20 protein-coding genes are annotated in these 18,657 nt (G+C 70.2%); 9 read left to right on the top strand and 11 right to left on the bottom strand.

Going from position 1 to position 18,657, the window contains the following annotated elements; genetic code table 11:
• The first annotated feature begins 9 nt into the window (after positions 1–9).
• Positions 10–807, top strand: a complete 798-nt coding sequence (locus tag ACG04R_RS07965) for a head GIN domain-containing protein (protein ID WP_394407818.1) — start codon at positions 10–12, stop codon at positions 805–807.
• A 15-nt stretch (positions 808–822) separates the two neighbouring features.
• Positions 823–1,464, top strand: a complete 642-nt coding sequence (locus ACG04R_RS07960; RefSeq protein ID WP_394407816.1) for a hypothetical protein — start codon at positions 823–825, stop codon at positions 1,462–1,464.
• On the opposite strand, the gene ACG04R_RS07955 is transcribed toward ACG04R_RS07960, so the two are convergent.
• On the bottom strand, positions 1,454–3,112 hold the full coding sequence (locus ACG04R_RS07955; protein ID WP_394407814.1) for an alkaline phosphatase family protein: 1,659 nt from the start codon (positions 3,110–3,112) through the stop codon (positions 1,454–1,456). The genes ACG04R_RS07960 and ACG04R_RS07955 overlap by 11 nt on opposite strands.
• A gap of 70 nt (positions 3,113–3,182) precedes the next feature.
• On the opposite strand from ACG04R_RS07955, the gene ACG04R_RS07950 reads away from it, so the two are divergent.
• From ACG04R_RS07950 to ACG04R_RS07930, 5 genes are all read left to right on the top strand, one after another.
• Positions 3,183–3,896, top strand: coding sequence for a hypothetical protein (locus tag ACG04R_RS07950; protein WP_394407812.1), 714 nt, complete (start codon positions 3,183–3,185; stop codon positions 3,894–3,896).
• Positions 3,893–4,651, top strand: coding sequence for an enoyl-CoA hydratase/isomerase family protein (locus tag ACG04R_RS07945; protein WP_394407810.1), 759 nt, complete (start codon positions 3,893–3,895; stop codon positions 4,649–4,651). The genes ACG04R_RS07950 and ACG04R_RS07945 overlap by 4 nt, the downstream gene beginning before the upstream one ends.
• A 93-nt stretch (positions 4,652–4,744) precedes the next feature.
• Positions 4,745–4,981 (top strand): hypothetical protein, encoded by a 237-nt coding sequence (locus tag ACG04R_RS07940; RefSeq protein WP_056266878.1) that lies wholly within the window; start codon positions 4,745–4,747, stop codon positions 4,979–4,981.
• Between the two features lie 157 nt (positions 4,982–5,138).
• On the top strand, positions 5,139–5,852 hold the full coding sequence (locus ACG04R_RS07935; protein ID WP_394407808.1) for a 16S rRNA (uracil(1498)-N(3))-methyltransferase: 714 nt from the start codon (positions 5,139–5,141) through the stop codon (positions 5,850–5,852).
• Positions 5,849–7,012 (top strand): MFS transporter, encoded by a 1,164-nt coding sequence (locus ACG04R_RS07930; RefSeq protein WP_394407806.1) that lies wholly within the window; start codon positions 5,849–5,851, stop codon positions 7,010–7,012. Before ACG04R_RS07935 ends, ACG04R_RS07930 begins: the two co-directional genes overlap by 4 nt.
• Here ACG04R_RS07930 and ACG04R_RS07925 read toward each other — a convergent pair.
• Both ACG04R_RS07925 and ACG04R_RS07920 read right to left on the bottom strand, forming a co-directional pair.
• Positions 6,994–7,500 carry a hypothetical protein gene (locus ACG04R_RS07925; protein WP_394407804.1) on the bottom strand — a complete coding sequence of 169 codons (507 nt, stop codon included), beginning with the start codon at positions 7,498–7,500 and terminating at the stop codon, positions 6,994–6,996. The genes ACG04R_RS07930 and ACG04R_RS07925 overlap by 19 nt on opposite strands.
• Positions 7,490–8,770, bottom strand: coding sequence for a THUMP domain-containing class I SAM-dependent RNA methyltransferase (locus ACG04R_RS07920; protein ID WP_394407802.1), 1,281 nt, complete (start codon positions 8,768–8,770; stop codon positions 7,490–7,492). The genes ACG04R_RS07925 and ACG04R_RS07920 overlap by 11 nt, the downstream gene beginning before the upstream one ends.
• 56 nt (positions 8,771–8,826) lie before the next feature.
• Between ACG04R_RS07920 and ACG04R_RS07915 the strand changes: the two genes are divergently transcribed.
• Positions 8,827–9,696, top strand: a complete 870-nt coding sequence (locus ACG04R_RS07915; RefSeq protein WP_394407800.1) for an alpha/beta hydrolase — start codon at positions 8,827–8,829, stop codon at positions 9,694–9,696.
• 243 nt (positions 9,697–9,939) lie between these two features.
• Here the strand turns inward: ACG04R_RS07915 and ACG04R_RS07910 are convergent, their stop codons facing one another.
• The 8 genes from ACG04R_RS07910 to ACG04R_RS07875 form a co-directional block, all read right to left on the bottom strand.
• Positions 9,940–11,436, bottom strand: coding sequence for an RNA polymerase factor sigma-54 (locus ACG04R_RS07910; protein ID WP_394407798.1), 1,497 nt, complete (start codon positions 11,434–11,436; stop codon positions 9,940–9,942).
• Positions 11,437–11,609: 173 nt separating this feature from the next.
• The gene (gene lptB, locus ACG04R_RS07905) at positions 11,610–12,395 is read right to left on the bottom strand and encodes an LPS export ABC transporter ATP-binding protein (protein ID WP_394407796.1); all 786 of its coding nucleotides are present in this window, start codon (positions 12,393–12,395) and stop codon (positions 11,610–11,612) included.
• Complete coding sequence (lptA, locus tag ACG04R_RS07900) at positions 12,395–13,000, bottom strand: lipopolysaccharide transport periplasmic protein LptA (RefSeq protein WP_394407794.1); 606 nt, start codon at positions 12,998–13,000, stop codon at positions 12,395–12,397. Before lptA ends, lptB begins: the two co-directional genes overlap by 1 nt.
• Before the next feature lie 45 nt (positions 13,001–13,045).
• Positions 13,046–13,708 (bottom strand): thiol:disulfide interchange protein DsbA/DsbL, encoded by a 663-nt coding sequence (locus tag ACG04R_RS07895; RefSeq protein WP_394407792.1) that lies wholly within the window; start codon positions 13,706–13,708, stop codon positions 13,046–13,048.
• Between the two features lie 2 nt (positions 13,709–13,710).
• The gene (locus ACG04R_RS07890; RefSeq protein ID WP_394407790.1) at positions 13,711–14,373 is read right to left on the bottom strand and encodes a thiol:disulfide interchange protein DsbA/DsbL; all 663 of its coding nucleotides are present in this window, start codon (positions 14,371–14,373) and stop codon (positions 13,711–13,713) included.
• A gap of 23 nt (positions 14,374–14,396) precedes the next feature.
• A complete protein-coding gene (locus ACG04R_RS07885) occupies positions 14,397–15,068 on the bottom strand; it encodes an SPOR domain-containing protein (protein ID WP_394407788.1) in 672 nt (223 codons plus the stop codon).
• Positions 15,065–16,768: an arginine--tRNA ligase gene (argS, locus tag ACG04R_RS07880; protein WP_394407786.1), complete on the bottom strand. Its 1,704-nt coding sequence runs from the start codon at positions 16,766–16,768 to the stop codon at positions 15,065–15,067. The genes ACG04R_RS07885 and argS overlap by 4 nt, the downstream gene beginning before the upstream one ends.
• A 54-nt stretch (positions 16,769–16,822) precedes the next feature.
• A complete protein-coding gene (locus tag ACG04R_RS07875; protein ID WP_394407784.1) occupies positions 16,823–17,227 on the bottom strand; it encodes a VOC family protein in 405 nt (134 codons plus the stop codon).
• 31 nt (positions 17,228–17,258) lie between these two features.
• Here ACG04R_RS07875 and ACG04R_RS07870 point away from each other — a divergent pair, with 31 nt between their 5' ends.
• Positions 17,259–18,608 carry a serine/threonine-protein kinase gene (locus ACG04R_RS07870; RefSeq protein WP_394407782.1) on the top strand — a complete coding sequence of 450 codons (1,350 nt, stop codon included), beginning with the start codon at positions 17,259–17,261 and terminating at the stop codon, positions 18,606–18,608.
• Positions 18,609–18,657 lie beyond the last annotated feature (49 nt).

The following is an 18,657-nucleotide window of genomic DNA, read 5'->3' as shown; positions in this document are numbered from 1 at the left end:
GAGTCCCTGATGAACCGCCTTGCCCTGCTGATCCTGACCGCCACCCTCGCTTCCAGCGCCGCCCTGGCCGGCGACAACGACTGGCGCCTGCGCATCCGCAAGGATGCGGACGGCTGGACGGCCCATTTCAGCGGCCCGATGGAGTACGGCAGCGGCCGCAACCGCGTCAAGGGATCGGGTGTCCGCGTCGAGAAGCAGCGCGCGCTGGCGGCGTTCACGAAGCTGCGCGTCGACGGGCCCGTCGATGTGCGGCTGGCCCAGGCGGGCAGTGACCAAGCCATTGTCGCCGCTGACGACAACATCGAGCCGCTGGTCGAGACGGTGGTGGAGGGCGACACGCTGTTCGTGCGCCTCAAGCGCGATGCCGGCTTCACGACCCGCTCGGCACCGATGGTGCGGGTCGATGCTCGCGCGCTGCAGGCCGTGGCCATCCAGGGCTCCGGCGACCTGTCGGTGGAGCGCTTCAAGGGCGACAGCCTGGCGTTGAGCGTCGTCGGCTCGGGCGACGTGCAACTGGGCCAGGTTGAGCTGAAAGAGCTGAACGTCGACATCAGCGGCTCCGGTGACGTGCGCGTGGCTGGCCGCGCCGAGCAGCAGAGCTGGAAGATCAGCGGTTCGGGGGATGTCGACGCCGGCGCGCTGGCCGGCCGCACGGCGCGCGTCGAGCTGCATGGCTCGGGCGATGTGGCGCTGGGCGTCACCGAGCAACTGGACGCCAAGTTGAGTGGTTCGGGCGACCTGAGCTACGCCGGCCGGCCGCAGTTGCGTCAAAGCGTCAGCGGCTCGGGGGAAATCCACCGCAGGTGAGTTCCAATCGCCAGGGTGAAACCAAGTGACCTCTGGTGGCAGACGCTGGCCGACGGCCCGCTGATGCTGGCCCTGTTCGACGCCGATGGCCGTCTGGTGCAGGCCAACGCCGCCTATCGCGCCGCCTGGGGCCTGGGCAACGGCGAGCCGGCGACGCGGGCCGAGATCGCGGACGCGGCATGGGATGCCGGTATCGGGCCGGTCGATCCGCCCTTGCGCCGCCAGCGCGAGGTGCGCGGGGGCTACGAGCAGGCCTGGCAGGATGGCCGCCGGCTCTGGTGGGTGGAGCAGCCCACGCCCGACGGCGGCTGCGTCTGCACGGGCGTCGACATCAGTGCCCTGAGCCGGCCGCGGCCGCCATCGGGGCAGTTGCTGTCGACCCAGGCAGGGCTGGCGTTGCTGCAGTCGCTGCTCAGCGACTCCCGCGCCTGGCCGCTGTGCGTTGCGACGACGTCGCCCGGAGCCGATGCCCAGGCACTGCTGGCGCGCATCCGCGGCGAGGACGGCTGCGCGCTGCTGGCCGATGGCCGGCTGCTGCTGATGTTGCCGTCCACCGGCCCGGCCCAGGCGGCAGCGCTGTGCGAGCGCCTTGGGGCCTTGAGCCTGACCGAGGCGCAGTGGGGCGAATCGGCGACGGAACTGCTGCTCAGGGCCTGAGCTGGAGATCCTTGCCCTGCGCCTGCGCGGGCGCGGGCAGCCCGGCGATGCCGGCGAGCGTGGGCGCGAGGTCGGCCATCTGCACGCGCGTCTTCACTTCGCCCTGGCCGACATAGCCCGGACCCCAGAACAACAAGGGCACGTGGTTGTCGACTTCGTAGGGGCTGCCGTGGCTGCTGCCGGTGGGGCGGTAGCTTTGAATCCAGTTAGGTTTCAGCACGATCTGCAGCTGGGCGGCGCGCGTCGGGTCGAAGGACTTGCGCATGGCCTCCAGGTAGGGCGTCGTCGTGTCGTTGCCCAGCAGTTGCTCGCGCGTGAAGACGGCGGCCACGCCCGGCAGCTTCAGCAGCTCCTCGCGGGCCGCTGCCTGCACGTCGGCGAAGTTCAGGCCCTTCTCGGCGGCGAGCTGCTCGTTGAGCAGCAGGCCGGCGGCGGAGAAGCCCCAGGCCAGCTTGTCGACGCCGAACCTGGCGGCCAGCGCGGTGTTGACGATGGCCAGCGACGGCGCCGAGGCGAACCGGCCGGCATCGAGGCCCTTGCTGGCGGACCACTCCGGCGAGTCGGTGAAGCCATGGTCGGCCGTCAGTGCCAGCACGTAATTGCCGGCGCCCACTTCCTGGTCGAGGAACTGGAAGAAGGCCTGCAGATGGCGGTCCAGGTGCAACAGGTGGTCGTGCGACAGCCGCGACTCGGGGCCGAAGGCGTGGTTGACGTAGTCGTGGCTGGACAGGCTCACCGACAGGATGTCTTGCACGCCGCGCTGGCCCAGCTGTTCGTTCTTTACGGCGGCGCGGGCGAAGGCCAGCGTCAGCTCGTCGCCGAACGGCGAGGCCAGCAGGTTTTCGTAGAAGCGCGGCGTGGGCGCGTCCATCTTGTCGCCGACGATGGCGGGCAGGCGGTTGCCGTTGCCGCTGGCGAGGTACCAGGGCTGGCCGTCCGGCGCCGAGCGGGCGTAGGCAGATTCGGGCAACAGCGGCGCCCAGGTCTTCTTGAAGAAGGCGTCGGCGGGCTTGGCGGCGTTGAAGTCCTTGACCCACTGCGGCAGCGCGGCCATGTAGTAGGTGCTGGACGAGAACTGCCCGGTCTCGCCCATGTACATGTAGGCGGTGCCCTTGTGGCCGGCCGGCAGGATGGCGCCGCGGTCCTTGCCGGAGATGCCGATGACCTTGGATGCCGGCGAGCGCGTGCGCAGCACGTCGCCCAGCGTCTCGACCTTGAGGTTGCGCGGGCTGGTGCCTGACAGCGGTTTCGTCGGGTTGTCGAGGTAGGTGTAGTCCGCGTCGCCGGTGTTGTAGACCGGCGCGCCGGTGGCCGGGTCGCGCCACTCGTTGCTGATGATGCCGCTGCGCTGCGGGTAGGCGCCGCTCAGCATGATCGAGTGGCCAGCCGCCGTGACCGTGTGGCCGTGCTCGTAGTGCGCGTCGGAGAACCAGCGGCCGTGATCCAGGAAGCGGGCGAAGCCGTCCGGTGCGAGCTGGTCGCGGTAGCCGGTCACCTGGCGGATCGGCAGACCGTCGATGGCGACGAGGACGATGAGCTTGGGCCGAGGCGGCTGGGGTGCGGCTGCGGGCGGCGGTGTCGTCGAGCAGGCAGAGAGGGCGGCAGCCAGGGCCAGGCCCAGCAGGTGGCGGCGGGTGAACATCGGCATGGTGATTAGGGGGGCGGAGGCAAGGGGGCGAGCTTACGTCGTCGTCACAATCGCGTAACTCCGCACCGGCATGTCCACCCCTGACGACTTCGATCCCGCGCATGTCCTCGACGGCTGGCGAGCGCCCGCGCCGGCGCCGCTGGATCTGGACGTGGGCCGGCTGCTGGCCGCCGGCCGCGCAACGCTGGACGAGGTCAAGAAGGCCCGCCTGCAGGCGCGCGGCTACGCGATGCAGGACGTCGAGGACATCGAGCTGCCCCAGGTGCCCCCGCCGCCGCCGCTCAACGACATCCCCCAGGTGCAACTGCCGGCGCGGCCGGCCCAGGGGGATGCGCGGCTGCTGGCCGGGTGGCAGCCGAACTCCTGGACGGCGCTGGTGCGGCGCGTACGTGGCGCGAGCGCCGAAGTCGTGCAGGCGACCCGCGGCCCCGTCGTCGAGAACCACGCGCCGCAGTGGCTGTGCGCGCTGTGGTCGCCGCAACGGCTGGACGCGCCGCTGCTGGGGCGCTGGCCGGAGCTGGCCGCCCTGGTCGCCGCGGAGACGGCTTTCGGCGCGCTGCATCAGTTGCAGGCCCAGCTGCCGCCCGACGCTCTGCTGTGGCCGGCCGAACTGGCGGTGGACTGGGCGCTGATCGCCGAGATCGTGCTGCATCAGGATGCCCGGCTGCGCCCCACCCAGTCCCAGGCGCTGCGTGAGTTGGCCGAGGCGGAGCGGGGTGCGACCTTCGCTCGGCTGAACGACGGCTACGCCTGGCACAACCGCGTGGCGAGGCGGCGCGCGTGAGCGGCTACGCTCCATCGCTGGAGGTGGCCGCCGGTGTCGCCCGCATCACGCTGCGCCGGCCGCGCCAGGCCAACCGCCTGACGGTGGACGACCTCGCCACGCTGCGCGGCTTCATCGCAGACGTGAATGCGAACGACGCCGTGCGTGTGCTGGTGCTGGCTGGCGAGGGGCGGCATTTCTGCAGCGGCTTCGACCTGGGCGCACTGGTTGCCGTGGACGCCGGCGCGCGCTTCGGCGAACTGGCTGATGCGCTGGAGGCGGCCCGGCCCATCACCGTGGCGCGGCTGCACGGCGGTGTCTACGGCGGCGCGGCCGACCTGGCGCTGGCCTGCGACTTCCGCCTGGGCGCGCCGGCCGTGGAGCTGTTCATCCCGGCGGCGCGTGTGGGCCTGCATTTCTACGCCGGCGGGTTGCGCCGCTTCGTCGAGCGGCTGGGGCTCGCGACGGCCAAGCAGGTGCTGCTGGCAGGCCGCACGCTGGACGCGGCGGCGCTGCTGGCCCGGGGCTATCTGGACCAGCTGCTGCCCGACGTCGACACGCTGGACGCCGCGCTCGCGGCGCTGACGACCGAACTGCTGGCCATGGCACCGCTGTCATTGCTGCCGATGAAGCAGCACCTGAACGCCATCGCCGCGGGGCGGGTCGATGAGCAGCAGCTTGCGGCCGACATCCTGAGAGCGCGCGACTCGCAGGATTTGCTCGAAGGACAGGCCGCCTGGGCGGCAAAAAGGCCGGCTCATTTCAAGGGGTGTTGAAAGCCCTAGGCCGGGTCTTTCCGACATGGTGGAAAATACAGGGCCCGTGCGCCTGTCTGGCGCTACCTCTTACAACTCTTCGACAGGACCAGCGTGGCCAAAGAAACCACCAAGACCACCATCGAAGCGGATGGTCTGCGCTACCGCTCCAAAGCCCCGGGCTCGCCCTTCGCGGCGACCTCCTCTTTCGGCGCAGCAACGATGTCGTGCTTCCTCTGCGGCAAGCATCGCCCCCGCGCGATGCTGAAGTCCAAGAAGCTGCTCGGCAAATCCCAGCCCGTGTGCTCGCCGTCCTGCAAGGAGCTGGACGCGCAGATCGCCGCTAAATAGTTGACCCCTCGTCCAGTCCTGCGCCGCTGAACGCGGGCAGGCCTGACCGATCCCCCGAGGGGACGACGATGCTCGCGGGGCGTGCCCCGCTCGCACATCGCCAGACGGGCCTGCTTGGGAGCAGCCCGGCGCTCGGCCCGAAAAAGGCACTACGGCCTTGCCTCGATTCTTTGTTGACACCCCGTTGGTCCAGCCTGGCGAGATTTCTTTGCCGGCGGGAGCTGCGCGCCATGTGCAGGTGCTGCGGCTGCAGCCGGGCGACGAGCTGACGCTGTTCGACGGCAGCGGCCCCGAATGGCAGGCCGAGGTCACGGCGATGGGGCGCAGCGAGGTGCGGGTGGATCTGCTCGCGGCCGAACAGCCTCAACGTGAACTTTCACGTGCGGTGACGCTGGCCGTCGTCATGCCGGCCAACGACCGCATGGACTTTCTCGTCGAGAAGGCCACCGAGCTGGGCGCCGCGGCGCTGCAGCCGCTGGTGGGCGAACGATCGGTGCTGCGCCTGTCGGGCGAGCGTGCCGACAAGAAGCGCTCGCACTGGCAGGGCGTTGCCATCGCGGCGGCCGAGCAGAGCGGACGCACGGTGCCGCTGCGCGTCGAGCCGGTGCTGCTGCTGGCGGCCTGGCTGGCGGCGTTGCCGGCGCCCGTCGACGACGAATGGCGCGGGCTGCTGAGCCCGCGGGCGGCGTCGCCGTTGGCGGCGTTCCCGCAGCGACGCGCGCTGTTCCTCAGCGGTCCCGAAGGTGGCTTGAGCGACGCCGAAGAGGACGCTGCGCGTGCGCGCGGCTTCTCGGCCGTCTCGCTGGGGCCCCGCGTGCTGCGAGCCGACACGGCACCGCTGGCCGTGCTGTCCTGGCTGGCGCTGTCTTGAACCGCAAGCTCGCGCTGCTGGTCCTCGCGCAGGGCCTCTTTCTCACCAACAACATCTGCCTCGTGGCCATCAATGGCCTCGTCGGTCTCGCGCTGGCGCCCGTGCCGTGGATGGCGACGCTGCCGATCTGCGCCTACGTCGGCGGCGGCGCGCTGATGGCGCGCCTGGTGGGGCGTCATCAGCTGCGCTTCGGGCGTCGGCGCGGCTTCCAGATCGGCCTGCTCGTCGGCATCGCCAGCAGCTCGCTGGCGCTGTGGAGCGTGACGCACCAGCAGTTCTGGGGCGTCGTCACGGCGACGCTGGTGGGTGGCTACTACAGTGCCAACGCGGCGCTCTACCGTTTCGCGGCAACCGAGATCGTCGCGCCGGGCAAGCGCGAGGCGGCCATCTCGTGGGTGCTGGGCGGCGGCTGTCTGGGCGCCTTTATTGGCCCGACGCTGGCGCGCGAGAGCAGGGACCTGCTGGTGGCGCCGTTCGCGGGCGCCTACCTGCTGTTGATCGGCGTTGCGCTGATGGGGCTGGTGCTGATCTCGCTGATCGACTTCCCGCCGCTGACCCGGCCGGCGCCCGGCGCCGGAGGCCGTTCGACCCGCGAGCTGGTGCGCCAGCCCGTCTTCCTCGTCGCGCTGGCGGCGAGTGCGCTTGGTTACGGCGTCATGAGTCTGTTGATGTCCGCCACGCCGATCGCGATGGGGCAGTGCGGCCTGCCATTCGGCGACGCGGGCCTTGTGCTGCAGTGGCATGTGCTGGGCATGTTCGTGCCGAGCTTCTTCACCGGGCCGCTGATCCGCCGCGTGGGCGTGTTGCCGGTGATGGCGACGGGCGTGCTGCTGAACCTCGGCTGCGTCATGTTCGCGCTGTCGGGGCAGGACCTGGATCACTTCCTCGGCGCGCTGTTCCTGCTGGGCGTTGGCTGGAACTTCCTCTACATCGGCGGCACGACGCTGTTCACGCAGGCCTACCGGCCCGAGGAGAAGACGCGCGCGCAGGGGCTGATGGACACGGGCGTCTACGCGACGATGACGCTGACGTCGTTCTCGTCCGGGGCGTTGGTCACGACCGGCGGCTGGCGGTGGATGAACTGGGCCAGCCTCGTGCCCATCGCGCTGTGCGCGGCGGCGCTGGCCTGGCTGGCCATCGGTCAGCGCGCGTCGCGCTGAAGGTATTCGGCCGCCATGCGCGCGGCCAGTTCCTCGGTCTTCATGCGCAGCACGGCGGCCGGCGGCAGTTCGCGTTGCGTGACAAACGACGGTGTGCCAAAGCGCAGGCCCACGACGGCGCCGCCGTCGCCGATCTCAGGCAGCAGCGGGTAGGCACGCAGGCGCAGCACCAGCGTGCCCTGGTCGTCGGTGAACACCGCCGTCTCGACCAGCGTGCGGCAGCCCTGCTGGTCAGCCTGCTTCAGCAGCGTGCGGCCGATGGCCTGCACGTCGGTCTGCGCGCTGGCCATCGTCAGCGGATAGGCATGCTGCTGGTCGTGGCCGTCGAGCGCGTCGACGACGGCGGTGTTGAAGCGCTGGTTGATGTCGTCCCAGTCCGGGCCGCCCAGCTGCCGCAGGTTGCGTCCCTGGCCGAACACCACGCGACAGTCTGCGTGGGCGGCGACGGCGGCGATTGCCAGCGCGGCGGCGATCAGCTCACGCTGCATCGCCGTCCGCGGCGGGCTTGCGGGCCGAGCCCTTGACGAGGTCGAAGCGGAACAGCCGGCATTCGATGGGGCCGTTCCACATCGGCACGCGACGGGTTTCCTTCAGCCGCATCTTGCTCGGCAGCTTCATGTCGGGGCTGAGCATCCAGGCCGTCCAGCCGGCGGGGTTCTCGGTGTACTGGCGCTTCCAGTGAGCGGCCAGACGCGGGAAGAAGTCGTCGCCCGCATCCCTTTCCTCGCTGCCGCCTGCGTCGCGCGTCATCGCCGCCTTGCCTCGCACCTCGATGCGCTCGCCGTAGGGCGGGTTCATGACGATGGCGCCAGGCATGCCGTCCGGCAGCTGCGGTGCGGGGCGCTCCAGTGCGTCACCGCCATTGAACTGGATGTACTGCGCGACGCCCGCGCGCTCGGCGTTGCGGCGCGCGAAGTCGACCATGCGGAAGGCCACGTCGCTGGCGTAGATGGGCACGGCCGGCGGGTGGATGCGCGCGCGGGCGGCCTGGGCCATCTCGCCCCAAACCGCTTTCAGGGCAGGCGTGGAAAACGCGATCTGCCGCTCGAACGCGAAACGGCGCAGCAGGCCGGGGGCGGAGTCGCAGGCGATCAGCGCGGCCTCGATGGGGATGGTGCCGGAGCCGCAGCAGGGGTCGTGCAGCGCGCCCCCTGTTTCGGCCGTGCCGCGCCAGCCGGCGGCGGCCAGCATCGCAGCGGCGAGCGTTTCCTTCAGCGGCGCGTCACCCTTGTCGACACGCCAGCCGCGCTTGAACAGCGGCTCGCCGGAGGTGTCCACGTAGATGGCCGCGCGCTCGGGGCCGACGTGCAGCAGCACGGGCAGGTCGGGCGAGTGCGTGTCCACGCTGGGGCGCTCGCCGGTGTGCTCGCGCAGCTGGTCGCAGATGGCGTCCTTGATGCGCAGCGTCGTGAAGTTCAGGCTCTTTAGCGGCGAGCGCTGGGCGACGGTGTCGACACGGATGGTGTGGCGCGGCGTGATCCAGTCGCGCCAGTCGACGCGGCGGGCCAGCGAATAGAGGTCTTCCTCGTGACGGTACGGGCCTTCGATCAGCTCGACCAGCACGCGCTGCGCGAGGCGGCTTTCGAGGTTGATGCGCAGCACGTCCTCGGCCGTGCCGATCAGGCCGCAGCCACCGCGCAAGGCTTCGACCTTGCTGCGCACGCCGGGCGGCAGGAAACGTTTGAGTTCCTCTTCCAGCAGCGGTTCGACGCCACCGGGGCAGGATACGAAGAGGGATAACTTGTTGGGCAGGCTCACCCGGGCATTGTCGCCGCCCCTAAACTGGATAGCGTTATCCACGGCTCAACCCTGCCATGAAGCGACTCGTCCTGACCCTGGCCCTCGTGTTCGGCGCGCTGCAGGCGCAGGCTGCCGACCCGGCACCGGCCTACCCGCCGCACAGCATCCCGAACACCTTGCTGCGCGCGCTGCCGAAGAACGCCAATGGCCGCACCTATCAGCTGCACATCCACCTGCCGGCCTCGTTCGCCAAGGAGCCCGGGCGCCGCTACCCGGTGCTCTACGTGACCGACGGCTACTGGGACTTCCCGACCGTCGTCAGTTCGTACAACAACCTGAACTACGACAAGGTCGTGCCGGAGTTCATCACCGTGGGCCTGGGCTATGCCGGCGATAACCTCGACTACGGCGAGCTGCGCAACTGGGAACTGTCTCCTGTGCGCGACAACCCGCTGAGCGACAGCAGCGGCAACGCCGACAAGTTCCTCGCCTCGCTGGAGAAGGACATCTTCCCGCTGGTGGAGCGCGAGTACCGCGGCGACCCGGCGCAGCGCTACCTGGCCGGCAGCTCACTGGGCGGGCTGTTCACGCTGTATGCGATGTACGCCAGGCCCGATCTGTTCAAGGGCTACATCGCGGCCAGCCCGGCGGTGGTCGTCGGCAACGACTGGATCATCGGCCAGGCCAAGGCCTATGCCGCGACGGGCAAGCCCATCAAGGCGCGGCTGTATGTGACCGGCGCCGAGAACGAATGGCCCGCTTTCTTCGCCGGCATCCAGCGCTACCAGGCGCTGCTGCCGACGCTGAAGCACCCGGAACTGGTGTATCAAACCCGCGTCATCGACGGCGAGCGGCATGCGGGCACCAAGGCGGAAAGCTACACGCGCGGCATGCGCTTCGTGTTCGAGCCGCTGGCACCGGAGACGGGGAAGTCGAAGGATTGAGCCGCCATCCGGGCGACTGAACGTCGTATTTCGGGCTGAGCGCCGGGCCGCTCACAAGCCGACCCCTCTGGCGACGTGCTTGCGGCTCGATGCCGTAGGCATCGCCGTCCCCTCGGGGGCTGAGGCCGGACACAGAGCGTCCAGTGGACGGCCTGAGCCTGCCGAAGCTCTGCGGCGCCGCCGCGGAGTGGTCCCGGTCAGGCCTGCCGGCGTTCAGCGGCACGCGACTGGGCGAGGGGCGCGCTACAGCGCCTTGCGCAAATTCGCCGGCGCGATCTTCATGCCTTCGCGGTACTTGGCCACCGTGCGCCGCGCGCACTGGATGCCCTGCTCCTCGAGCATGGCCGCGAGGGCGCTGTCGGACAGCGGCTTCTTGGTGTCCTCCGCGGCGACGAACTGCTTGATCAGCGCGCGCACGGCCGTGCTGGACGCCTCGCCGCCGGCTTCCGTGCTCAGGCCCGAGCCGAAGAAGTACTTCAGCTCGAACGTGCCCCAGCTCGTCGCCATGTACTTGGCCGTCGTCACGCGCGAGATGGTGGACTCGTGCAGGCCCAGCTCGTCGGCGATCTCGCGCAGCACGAGCGGCTTCATCGCCAGTTCGCCGTGCGTGAAGAAGCCGCGCTGGCGCTCGACGATGGCCTGGCTGACGCGCAGGATGGTGTCGAAGCGCTGCTGGATGTTCTTGATGAACCAGCGCGCCTCCTGCAGCTGCCCGCCCAGCGGCGAGTTGCTGATGCCGCCGCGCGTGGCGCGCAGTGCGTTGGCGTAGAGCTCGTTGATGCGCAGCTTGGGCGCCACCTCGGGGTTGAGCATCACGCGGAACTCGCGGCCCACCTTGCGCACGATGACGTCGGGCACGATGGCCGCGGCGGCGCCTTGCGCGAAGCGGCGGCCGGGCTTGGGCTCCAGCTGCGTGATCATGACCTGCGCTTCGCGCAGCAGTGCCTCGTCGGCGCCGGTCTCGCTCATCAGGCGGCGCATGTCGCGCCGGGCCAGCAGCTCCAGATGACTCTTGCAGATCAGGATGGCGATGACCTGCGCCGGGCTCCTGGGCTGGGTGCGCAGTTGCAGCACCAGGCATTCGGACAGGTCGCGCGCGGCGATGCCGGCCGGGTCCAGGCTCTGCAGCAGCCGCAGAGCGATGCGCAGGTGGTCCAGCAGTTCCTCGCGATCCTCATCGTCATCGGGCGCCAGCGCGGCGGCGATGTCCTCGATGGGGTCTTCGAGGTAGCCGTCCTCGTTCAGCGACTCGATCAGCACCTGCACGGCGGCACGGTCCTCGGGCGACAGGCTCTTGCCGGCCAGCTGCTGGGCCAGGTGCTCGGCCAGCGTCGTCTCGGCGGATTCCTGGCTCTCGCGCTCGCCATCGTCGTCGCCCATGCCGGCGCCGCTGCTGCTGGGCAGCTCGCGGATGCCGTCGAAGTCGTCGCGCTCGGTGCCGTTCTCCCAGTCCTCGCGCTCGGTGCCGCCGAAGTCCTCGGCGCTCAGCTCGGGCGCGTCGCCGCCCTCGGACTCGCCGGCCGAGGCCTCGGTGCCGCTCTCTGCCGGTGCGTTGGTGGCCAGCTCGGGGGCACTGACGGTGAACTCCTCCTCGGTGTCCAGCAGCGGGTTCGTGGCCAGCATCTGCTCGACTTCCTGGTGCAGCTCCAGCGTCGACAGCTGCAGCAGGCGGATGGATTGCTGCAGTTGGGGCGTCAGCGCCAGGTGCTGACTGAGGCGTACCTGGAGGGTCTGCTTCATGGTGCGCAGCCTGCGTGTGGCGCATTCGGGCCGAGCGCCGGGCCGCTCCCAAGCCGGCCCGCGCTGGCGATGTGCTTGCGGCTCGATGCCGCAAGCATCGCCGTCCCCTCGGGGGACCGACCGGACTCGCTCGCATTCAGCGACGCGAGGATGGGCGAGGGGCTCACCATCCTCTACATCCTGAAGTTTTCGCCGAGGTAGACCTTGCGCACGTCGGCGTTGGCCACGATCTCGTCGGGCGTGCCCTCCGCGAGCACGGCGCCCTCGCTGATGATGTAGGCGCGGTCGCAGATGCCCAGCGTCTCGCGGACGTTGTGGTCCGTGATCAGCACCCCGATGCCGCGGCCCTTCAGGAAGCCGATGATGCGCTGGATCTCCAGCACGGCGATCGGGTCGACGCCGGCGAAGGGCTCGTCCAGCAGGATGAAGCGCGGCTGCGTGGCCAGCGCCCGGGCGATCTCGACGCGGCGGCGCTCGCCGCCCGACAGCGCGGGCGCGGGGCTGTCGCGCAGGCCTTCGATGGACAGGTCGTGCAGCAGGCCGTTGAGCAGCTCGTCGATGCGCGCCTTGCCGAGCGCGCGGCCCTTGTCGTCCTGCTGCAGCTCCAGCACCGCGCGGATGTTCTGCTCGACGGTGAGTTTGCGGAAGATGGAGGCTTCCTGCGGCAGGTAGCTCAGGCCCAGCCGTGCGCGCTGGTGGATGGGCAGGCGCTGCACTTCGGCGCCGTCGATGCGGATGACGCCGGCGTCCGAGCGCACCAGGCCCACGATCATGTAGAAGCTGGTCGTCTTGCCGGCGCCGTTGGGGCCCAGCAGGCCCACGACCTCACCGCAGTCCACGCGCACGTGCACGTCCTTGACGACCTTGCGGACGCCGTAGGTCTTGGCCAGGCCCTCGGCTTCGAGCCGGCTGCCGCAGGCGGCCGAACCGGCCGGCGAACGGGTGGACGCCTCGTCCATCACGAAGACTTGCCCGGCTGCAGCGTCGTCGACGGCTTCAGCGGCAGGGCCGCAGGCGGCGCGGACGCAGCGTCGTCGCCCGGCTGCGCGCGCGGCATCATGACGATGCGGGTGCGGCCGTTCGGGTTGGGCGAGGCGCTGCCGCCCTCCAGCGTGAAGACCTCGGTGCGGCTGTCGTAGACGATGACGGCGCCCGAAACCTGCTCCGCCACGGCGGTGCCACGGGCGCGGCGCACCTCGGCGTTGCCGATGAAGCGCACGGTCTCCGTGCGGGTGTCGTATTCCAGCTGCTCGGCCTGGCCCTCGATGGACTCGCCGGGCGTGTCGCGCCCCTGGCGGAAGCTGACCGGCTGGCCGGCGACCCCGCTGGCGGACAGCTGGTAGTAGCCGTCCGGCGTCTCGCGCACGTAGACCTTCTCGGCGCGCAGCATCAGGCTGCCGCGCGTGATGACGACGTTGCCCTGCAGCTCGGTGCGCTGGTTGACGTTGTCAATCTGGCCCGGCTTGTCCGACGACAGCGTGAACGGCTTGAGTCGGTCGGCCTTCTCCGCCTGGGCGGCGAAGGTGGCGATCGCGAGGACGAGCGGGATCAGGTGGCGGGGCATGGCGGCACGGAAGTTGCAGGCCATTCTAGGGGCCTGCAACCGCGCTCAGCCTTTCCCTCGCGACAACTTGATCAGGAAATCCGCGACGGCCAGCGCCGCCTGTCCGTTGGCGGCTTCGCTCTGGCTGGGCTCGCCGGCCAGGCCGGGACCGGTGCGGTAGCGGCCGCCAATGACCAGCGTCGGCACGCTGTCTGCGCCGGCAAGTTCGGCCATCTTCTGGCCCTGGGCCAGCTTGCCCTGCACGCCGAAGGACGAGAAGGCCTGCTTGAACTTGGCCTGGTCCACACCCAGCTTGCCAACGAGATCCACGACGCCGGCTTCATCCGTCGCGTCGATGCCCATGCGGTGGAAGGCGTTGAAGATGCCGGCGTGCACGGTGGGCGTCAGGGCGCCCATGGCCTCCAGCGCGTAGAACATGCGCGCGTGCAGCTTGAGCATGGCCTGCTGGCCCACCGGGATGCGGCGGAACGTCACGTCGGGCGGCAGCCGGTGCAGCCAGTCGCCCAGCAGCGGGTCGAACGCGAAGCAGTGCGGGCACTTGTAGAAGAAGAACTCGATGACCTCGACCTTGCCCGGCGCGCCGGGCAGCGGCTGGGCCAGGCGCTGGTAGTGTCGGCCCTCGACGGGCCCGCCCTGGGCCCAGGCGGCCGGCGTGGTGGAGGCAAGCCCGGCCGCAGCCAGGGTGAGGGTGGCGTCACGACGCTTCATGGTCAGGCCTTGGCGCGAATGCGCTGGATGAGGAAATCGGCAATCTGCAGCGCGCGCTGGCCCAGCTCCTGCTCGGTGGCGCGCTGGCCCATGCCGGCCTGGCTGGGCGAGGTGAGGAAGCGGCCGCCAATGGCCAGCGTCGGCACGCCTTCCAGGCGGGCGGCTTCCACCAGCTTGTCGGCCTGGGCCACCTTGGTCTGCACGCCAAAGGAGTTGTAGGCGTCCATGTACTTGCCGGCGTCCACGCCGAGGGAGGCCAGCAGCTTGGCCTGGCTCTTGGCGTCTTCCAGGTCCTGGCCCTGCTGGTGGATGGCGTTGAAGATGGCGGGGCGGGCCTGGGCCTCCTTGCCCAGGGCCTCCAGCGCATAGAACATGCGCTGGTGCGGCTTCCAGTTGGCACGGAAGGCCACGTGCACCTTGTGGAAGGTCACGTCGGCCGGCAGCTGGCGGGCCCAGTTCTCGACCAGCGGCTCGAAGACGTAGCAGTGCGGGCAGCCGTACCAGAAGAACTCGACGACTTCGATCTTGCCGGCTGGCGTGGGCAGCGGCTGCCCCAGCACGACGTACTGGCGGCCCTCGATCGGGCCGCCCTGGGCGAGGGCGCTGCCCGCGACGCCCGCGAGGGGCGTGGTGGCGAGCAGGGCGGAGAAATCTCGGCGCTTCATGACTTCAATGGTCCTTCAGGAGTTCAGCGTTGCACGCGGACGAGGTTGGCCTCGAACCCGGCGCCCTCGATCTTGCGCTGCAGGTCTTCGGCGGCCTCGCGGGTGTCGTTGGGGCCCAGGCGCACGCGGTAGACGGTGCGGCCGTTCTGCTCGCGCTCCATGACCTTGGCCGTGAAGCCCTGGATGGCCAGCTTGGCCTTCTGGGCCTCGGCCTCCTCGGGGCGGGCGAAGGCGCCGGCCTGCACGAAGTAGACGTAGGCCTCGGCTCCGGCCGGGGCCGAGGCGGGCGCCGCTGCAGTCGTGGCCTCGGGCTTGGTGGCCACGGGCTTGGGCTGCGCGGTCGCCACGGGCGGCAGCACAGCCGGGGCGCTGGCGGTGGCCACGGGGGCGCTTGCCGTCGTGGCCGGCGGCGGTGCGGTTGGCGTCACCGGCGCGTTGACGACGCCGCTGGCGCTGCGCGCGGCCTTGCCGGCCAGCGGCGCGTTCGGGTCCCAGTTCTTGTTGCGCTCGGCCTCGGCGGCGTCCTGCTCCGCCGTGCGCTGCGGCACCTTGTTCACGAAGGGGATGGGCACCTTGGTGATGTAGAGCGCCACGCCGAGGGCGACGGCCAGGCCGACCAGCAGGCCCACGATCAGGCCCAGTACGAAGCCGCCCTTCTGGCTTTTCTGGCCGGCGGGCTTGGATGCAGAACTCATTCGGTCTCCGGGGTGGTTTCAGCGATATCGCGGCTCATCTGCTCGGGCGCGCTGACACCCAGCATGCCCAGCGCGTTGGCCAGCACCTGGCGGGTGGCAGACAGCAGCGCCACGCGGGCGCGGGTCAGCTCGGGCGCCTGGTCCAGCACGCGCTCGGCGGCGTAGTAGGCGTGGTAGGCGCCGGCCAGGTCGCGGGCGTAGAAGGCCACGTCGTGCGGCGCGATGCCGGCGGCGGCGCCTGTGAGCATGTCGGGGTAGGCCGCGAGCTTGAGCATCAGCGCCTCTTCGGTTGGCGCGGTCAGCAGGCTCAGGTCGGCCGGTGCGGATGGGTCACCGCCCCACTTGCGGATGACGGAGCAGATGCGTGCGTGCGCGTACTGCACGTAGAACACCGGGTTCTCGTCGTTCTGCTTCAGCGCGAGGTCGACGTCGAAGACGAACTCGGTGTCGGCCTTGCGGCTGATGAGGAAGAAGCGCACCGCGTCGCGGCTGGTCCAGTCGATCAGGTCGCGCAGCGTCACGTAGGAGCCGGCGCGCTTGGAGATCTTGACCTCCGCGCCGTCCTTCATGACGGTGACCATCTTGTTCAGCACGTAGTCCGGGAAGCCCTGCGGGATGCCCAGGCCCTGCGCCTGCAGGCCGCCGCGAACGCGGGCGATGGTGCCGTGGTGGTCGGTGCCCTGGATGTTGATGCACTGCGTGTAGCCGCGCTCGAACTTGTTGACGTGGTAGGCCACGTCGGGCACGAAGTAGGTGTAGCCGCCGTCGGACTTGCGCATCACGCGGTCCTTGTCGTCCCCGTAGTCGGTGGACTTGAACCACAGCGCGCCGCCTTCCTCGAAGGTCTTGCCGGCGTCGATGATGCGTTGCACCGCCGCCTCCAGCTGGCCGCCCTTGTAGACGCTGGTCTCGAGGAAGTAGTTGTCGAACTTGAGGCCGAAGGCCTGCAGGTCCAGGTCCTGCTCGTGGCGCAGGTAGGCCACGGCGAACTGGCGGATGCCGTCGAGGTCGTTCACGTCGCCGGAGGCGGTGAACTCGCGGTCATCAGCCTTGACGGTCTCCTTGCGCAGGAAGGCGTCGGCGATGTCCTGGATGTAGTCGCCGTTGTAGGCGGCCTCGGGCCAGTCGGCGTCGCCGGGCTTGACGCCCTTGAGCCGCATCTGCGTCGAGTTGGCCAGCGTGGCGATCTGCACGCCGGCGTCGTTGTAATAGAACTCGCGGGTCACGTCGTGGCCCTGGCTCGCGAAGACGGAGCAGATCGCGTCGCCCAATGCGGCCTGGCGGGCGTGGCCCACGTGCAGCGGGCCGGTCGGGTTGGCGGAGACGAACTCCACCATGACGTGCTTGCCGGTCGGTGCGCGGTGGCCGAACCGGGGGCCGGCGGCCAGCACCTCGGCGACGACGGCCTGCTTGGCGGCGGGCTTGAGGCGGATGTTGATGAAGCCGGGGCCGGCGATCTCCAGCGCCTGCACCCAGGTCTGGAAGGCGGGCCGGGCTTCGAGCGACGCGATCAGGCGCGTGGCCAGTTCGCGCGGGTTGGCCTTGAGCGGCTTGGCCAGCTGCATGGCCACGGTGCAGGCGAAGTCGCCATGGGCGGCCTGCTTGGGGGATTCAAAGGCCGCGACGGCGTTGGAGCCGGGGGCGATTTCTTGCAGAGAGTCGGCGAGTGCGGCGAGCAGCGCCTGCTTGGCTTGGATCATGGACAGGATTCTAGGAGGCCGACCTTGAACGCACGGGCCGCCGGACGCGCCGACTCAGCCGGCTGTCGCCGGATCGGGATCATGGCAGGCCACGCAGAGCTTGTTGCCGTCGGGGTCGCGAAAGTAGGCGCCGTAGTAGTGGGCGTGGTACTGCGGGCGCAGCCCGGGCGGGCCGTCGCAGCGGCCACCCCGGGCCAGCGCCGTCGCGTGGGCGGTGTCGACCTGGGCGCGCGAGGCGGCCAGCAGCGCCACCATCTGGCCGTTGCCGGGCTCGTGCCGACCCTCGAACGGCGCGCCCAGCAACAGCAGCGGGCGCGGGCCCGGCGTGCTCTGCCAGCCGGCCCAGGGGCGGGCGGGGTCGCAGAAACGTTCCGTCACGCCGAGGCCGGCCAGCAGCGGGCGGTAGAAGGCGAGGGCGCGCTCGAAGTCGTTTGTGGCGACAAAGATGTGGGAGAACAAGGGGGATGCACCTCCGTGGGCGGCCCGTATCATGCCCCGCGTGAGTGTCCCTGCAGACGACCTGCCTTCCCACATCGGCCGCTACCAGGTGCTCAGGCGCCTGGGCGAGGGTGCGACCAGTGACGTGTTCCTGGCGCGTGACCCGTTCAGCGACGGCAAGGAGGTGGCCATCAAGCGCATGCGCAGCTGGGCGCCCGTGCCGGATGCGCCGGCCAGCGACTTCAGCAACCGCTTCTTCAGCGCCGAGGCCGCGCTGGCCGGGCAGCTGCACCATCCCAACGTCGTCGCCATCCTGGACGCGGTGGCCGAGGAATCCTCGCCCTACCTCGTCATGGAGTACGTGCCGGGCGTCACGCTCAAGCACTTCTGCCGCAGCGACCGGCTGCTGCCGCTGGACCAGATCGTCGAAGTGGCGTTCAAGTGCGCGATGGCGCTGGGCTACGTCTACCGCCAGGGCTTGATCCACCGCGACGTGAAGCCGGCCAATCTGCTGGCCGTGCTAGACGCCTCCGGCCAGGTCGTCGACGTGAAGGTCAGCGACTTCGGCTCGGCGCTGAACCTGAACGCCGACTCCACGCAGATCCACCGCGTCGGCTCGCTGGCCTACATGCCGCCCGAGCAGATCGACGGCGGCGACGTGGACTGCCGCGCCGATATCTACGCGCTGGGCGCCGTGCTGTACCACCTCATCGGTGGCCGCCCGCCGTTCGACGCGCCGCATCAGATGGCGCTGATGCATCAGATCTACCACCAGGTGCCGCTGCCGTTGATGGGCCAGCGCGAAGGCGTCACGGAGGCGCTGGATGCCGTCGTGCAGCGCGCGCTCGCCAAGGCGCCGCAAGAACGCTTTGCCGACTGGGACGGCTTCGCGCAGGCGCTGTCCGGCCTGGTGTCCGGCCAGCAGATCCCGATGAACCGGCTGGGCGAGGTGCGTGACTCGGAGCGCTTCAACATGCTGCGGGCGCTGGAGTTCTTCTCCGAGTTCGGCGACGTGCAGCTGTGGGAGGTCGTGCGGCGCGCGCGCTGGCGGCGCTACCCGGTCGGCCACGCGCTCTTCAAGCGCGGCCAGGAGGGCAGCAGCTTCCACATCATCGCGCGCGGCGAGGTGCAGGTGTGGCGCGACAACCGGTTGGTCGCGACACTGGGCCAAGGCACATCCGTCGGCGAGATGGCCTACCTCGCGCCCAACCCCGACCTGCGCCGCCACAGCACCGACATCAAGGTGACGCAGGAGTGCACGACGATCTGCTTCGAGCCCGAATCGCTGGGCTTGCTGAGCCCCGAATGCCAGCACCGCTTCGACCGCGCCTTCATCCGCGTGCTGGTGCGCCGCCTGCATGCCGCGCACGAGGCGCTGGCGCATCCGCGGCGCATCCTGTGATGCTGCACGACACACCGGGCTCGAACGGCTTGGCAGCCCCCCGGCCTCA

Origin of the sequence: Pelomonas candidula (assembly GCF_043555985.1) — a bacterium.
GTDB lineage: Bacteria > Pseudomonadota > Gammaproteobacteria > Burkholderiales > Burkholderiaceae_C > Pelomonas > Pelomonas candidula.
Note: the sequence above shows the minus strand (reverse complement) of the source record. Positions and strands in the feature narration are given on the sequence as shown.

What these genes read in the sequence shown, in the direction of transcription:
- ACG04R_RS07895 (WP_394407792.1), bottom strand. Translation starts at nt 13,708, where the DNA reads ATGAAGCGTCGTGACGCCACCCTCACCCTGGCTGCGGCCGGGCTTGCC.
- ACG04R_RS07955 (WP_394407814.1), bottom strand. Translation starts at nt 3,112, where the DNA reads ATGCCGATGTTCACCCGCCGCCACCTGCTGGGCCTGGCCCTGGCTGCC.
- ACG04R_RS07885 (WP_394407788.1), bottom strand. Translation starts at nt 15,068, where the DNA reads ATGAGTTCTGCATCCAAGCCCGCCGGCCAGAAAAGCCAGAAGGGCGGC.
- ACG04R_RS07950 (WP_394407812.1), top strand. Translation starts at nt 3,183, where the DNA reads ATGTCCACCCCTGACGACTTCGATCCCGCGCATGTCCTCGACGGCTGG.
- lptB (WP_394407796.1), bottom strand. Translation starts at nt 12,395, where the DNA reads ATGGACGAGGCGTCCACCCGTTCGCCGGCCGGTTCGGCCGCCTGCGGC.
- ACG04R_RS07915 (WP_394407800.1), top strand. Translation starts at nt 8,827, where the DNA reads ATGAAGCGACTCGTCCTGACCCTGGCCCTCGTGTTCGGCGCGCTGCAG.
- argS (WP_394407786.1), bottom strand. Translation starts at nt 16,768, where the DNA reads ATGATCCAAGCCAAGCAGGCGCTGCTCGCCGCACTCGCCGACTCTCTG.
- ACG04R_RS07925 (WP_394407804.1), bottom strand. Translation starts at nt 7,500, where the DNA reads ATGCAGCGTGAGCTGATCGCCGCCGCGCTGGCAATCGCCGCCGTCGCC.
- ACG04R_RS07890 (WP_394407790.1), bottom strand. Translation starts at nt 14,373, where the DNA reads ATGAAGCGCCGAGATTTCTCCGCCCTGCTCGCCACCACGCCCCTCGCG.
- ACG04R_RS07965 (WP_394407818.1), top strand. Translation starts at nt 10, where the DNA reads ATGAACCGCCTTGCCCTGCTGATCCTGACCGCCACCCTCGCTTCCAGC.
- ACG04R_RS07870 (WP_394407782.1), top strand. Translation starts at nt 17,259, where the DNA reads ATGCCCCGCGTGAGTGTCCCTGCAGACGACCTGCCTTCCCACATCGGC.
- lptA (WP_394407794.1), bottom strand. Translation starts at nt 13,000, where the DNA reads ATGCCCCGCCACCTGATCCCGCTCGTCCTCGCGATCGCCACCTTCGCC.
- ACG04R_RS07910 (WP_394407798.1), bottom strand. Translation starts at nt 11,436, where the DNA reads ATGAAGCAGACCCTCCAGGTACGCCTCAGTCAGCACCTGGCGCTGACG.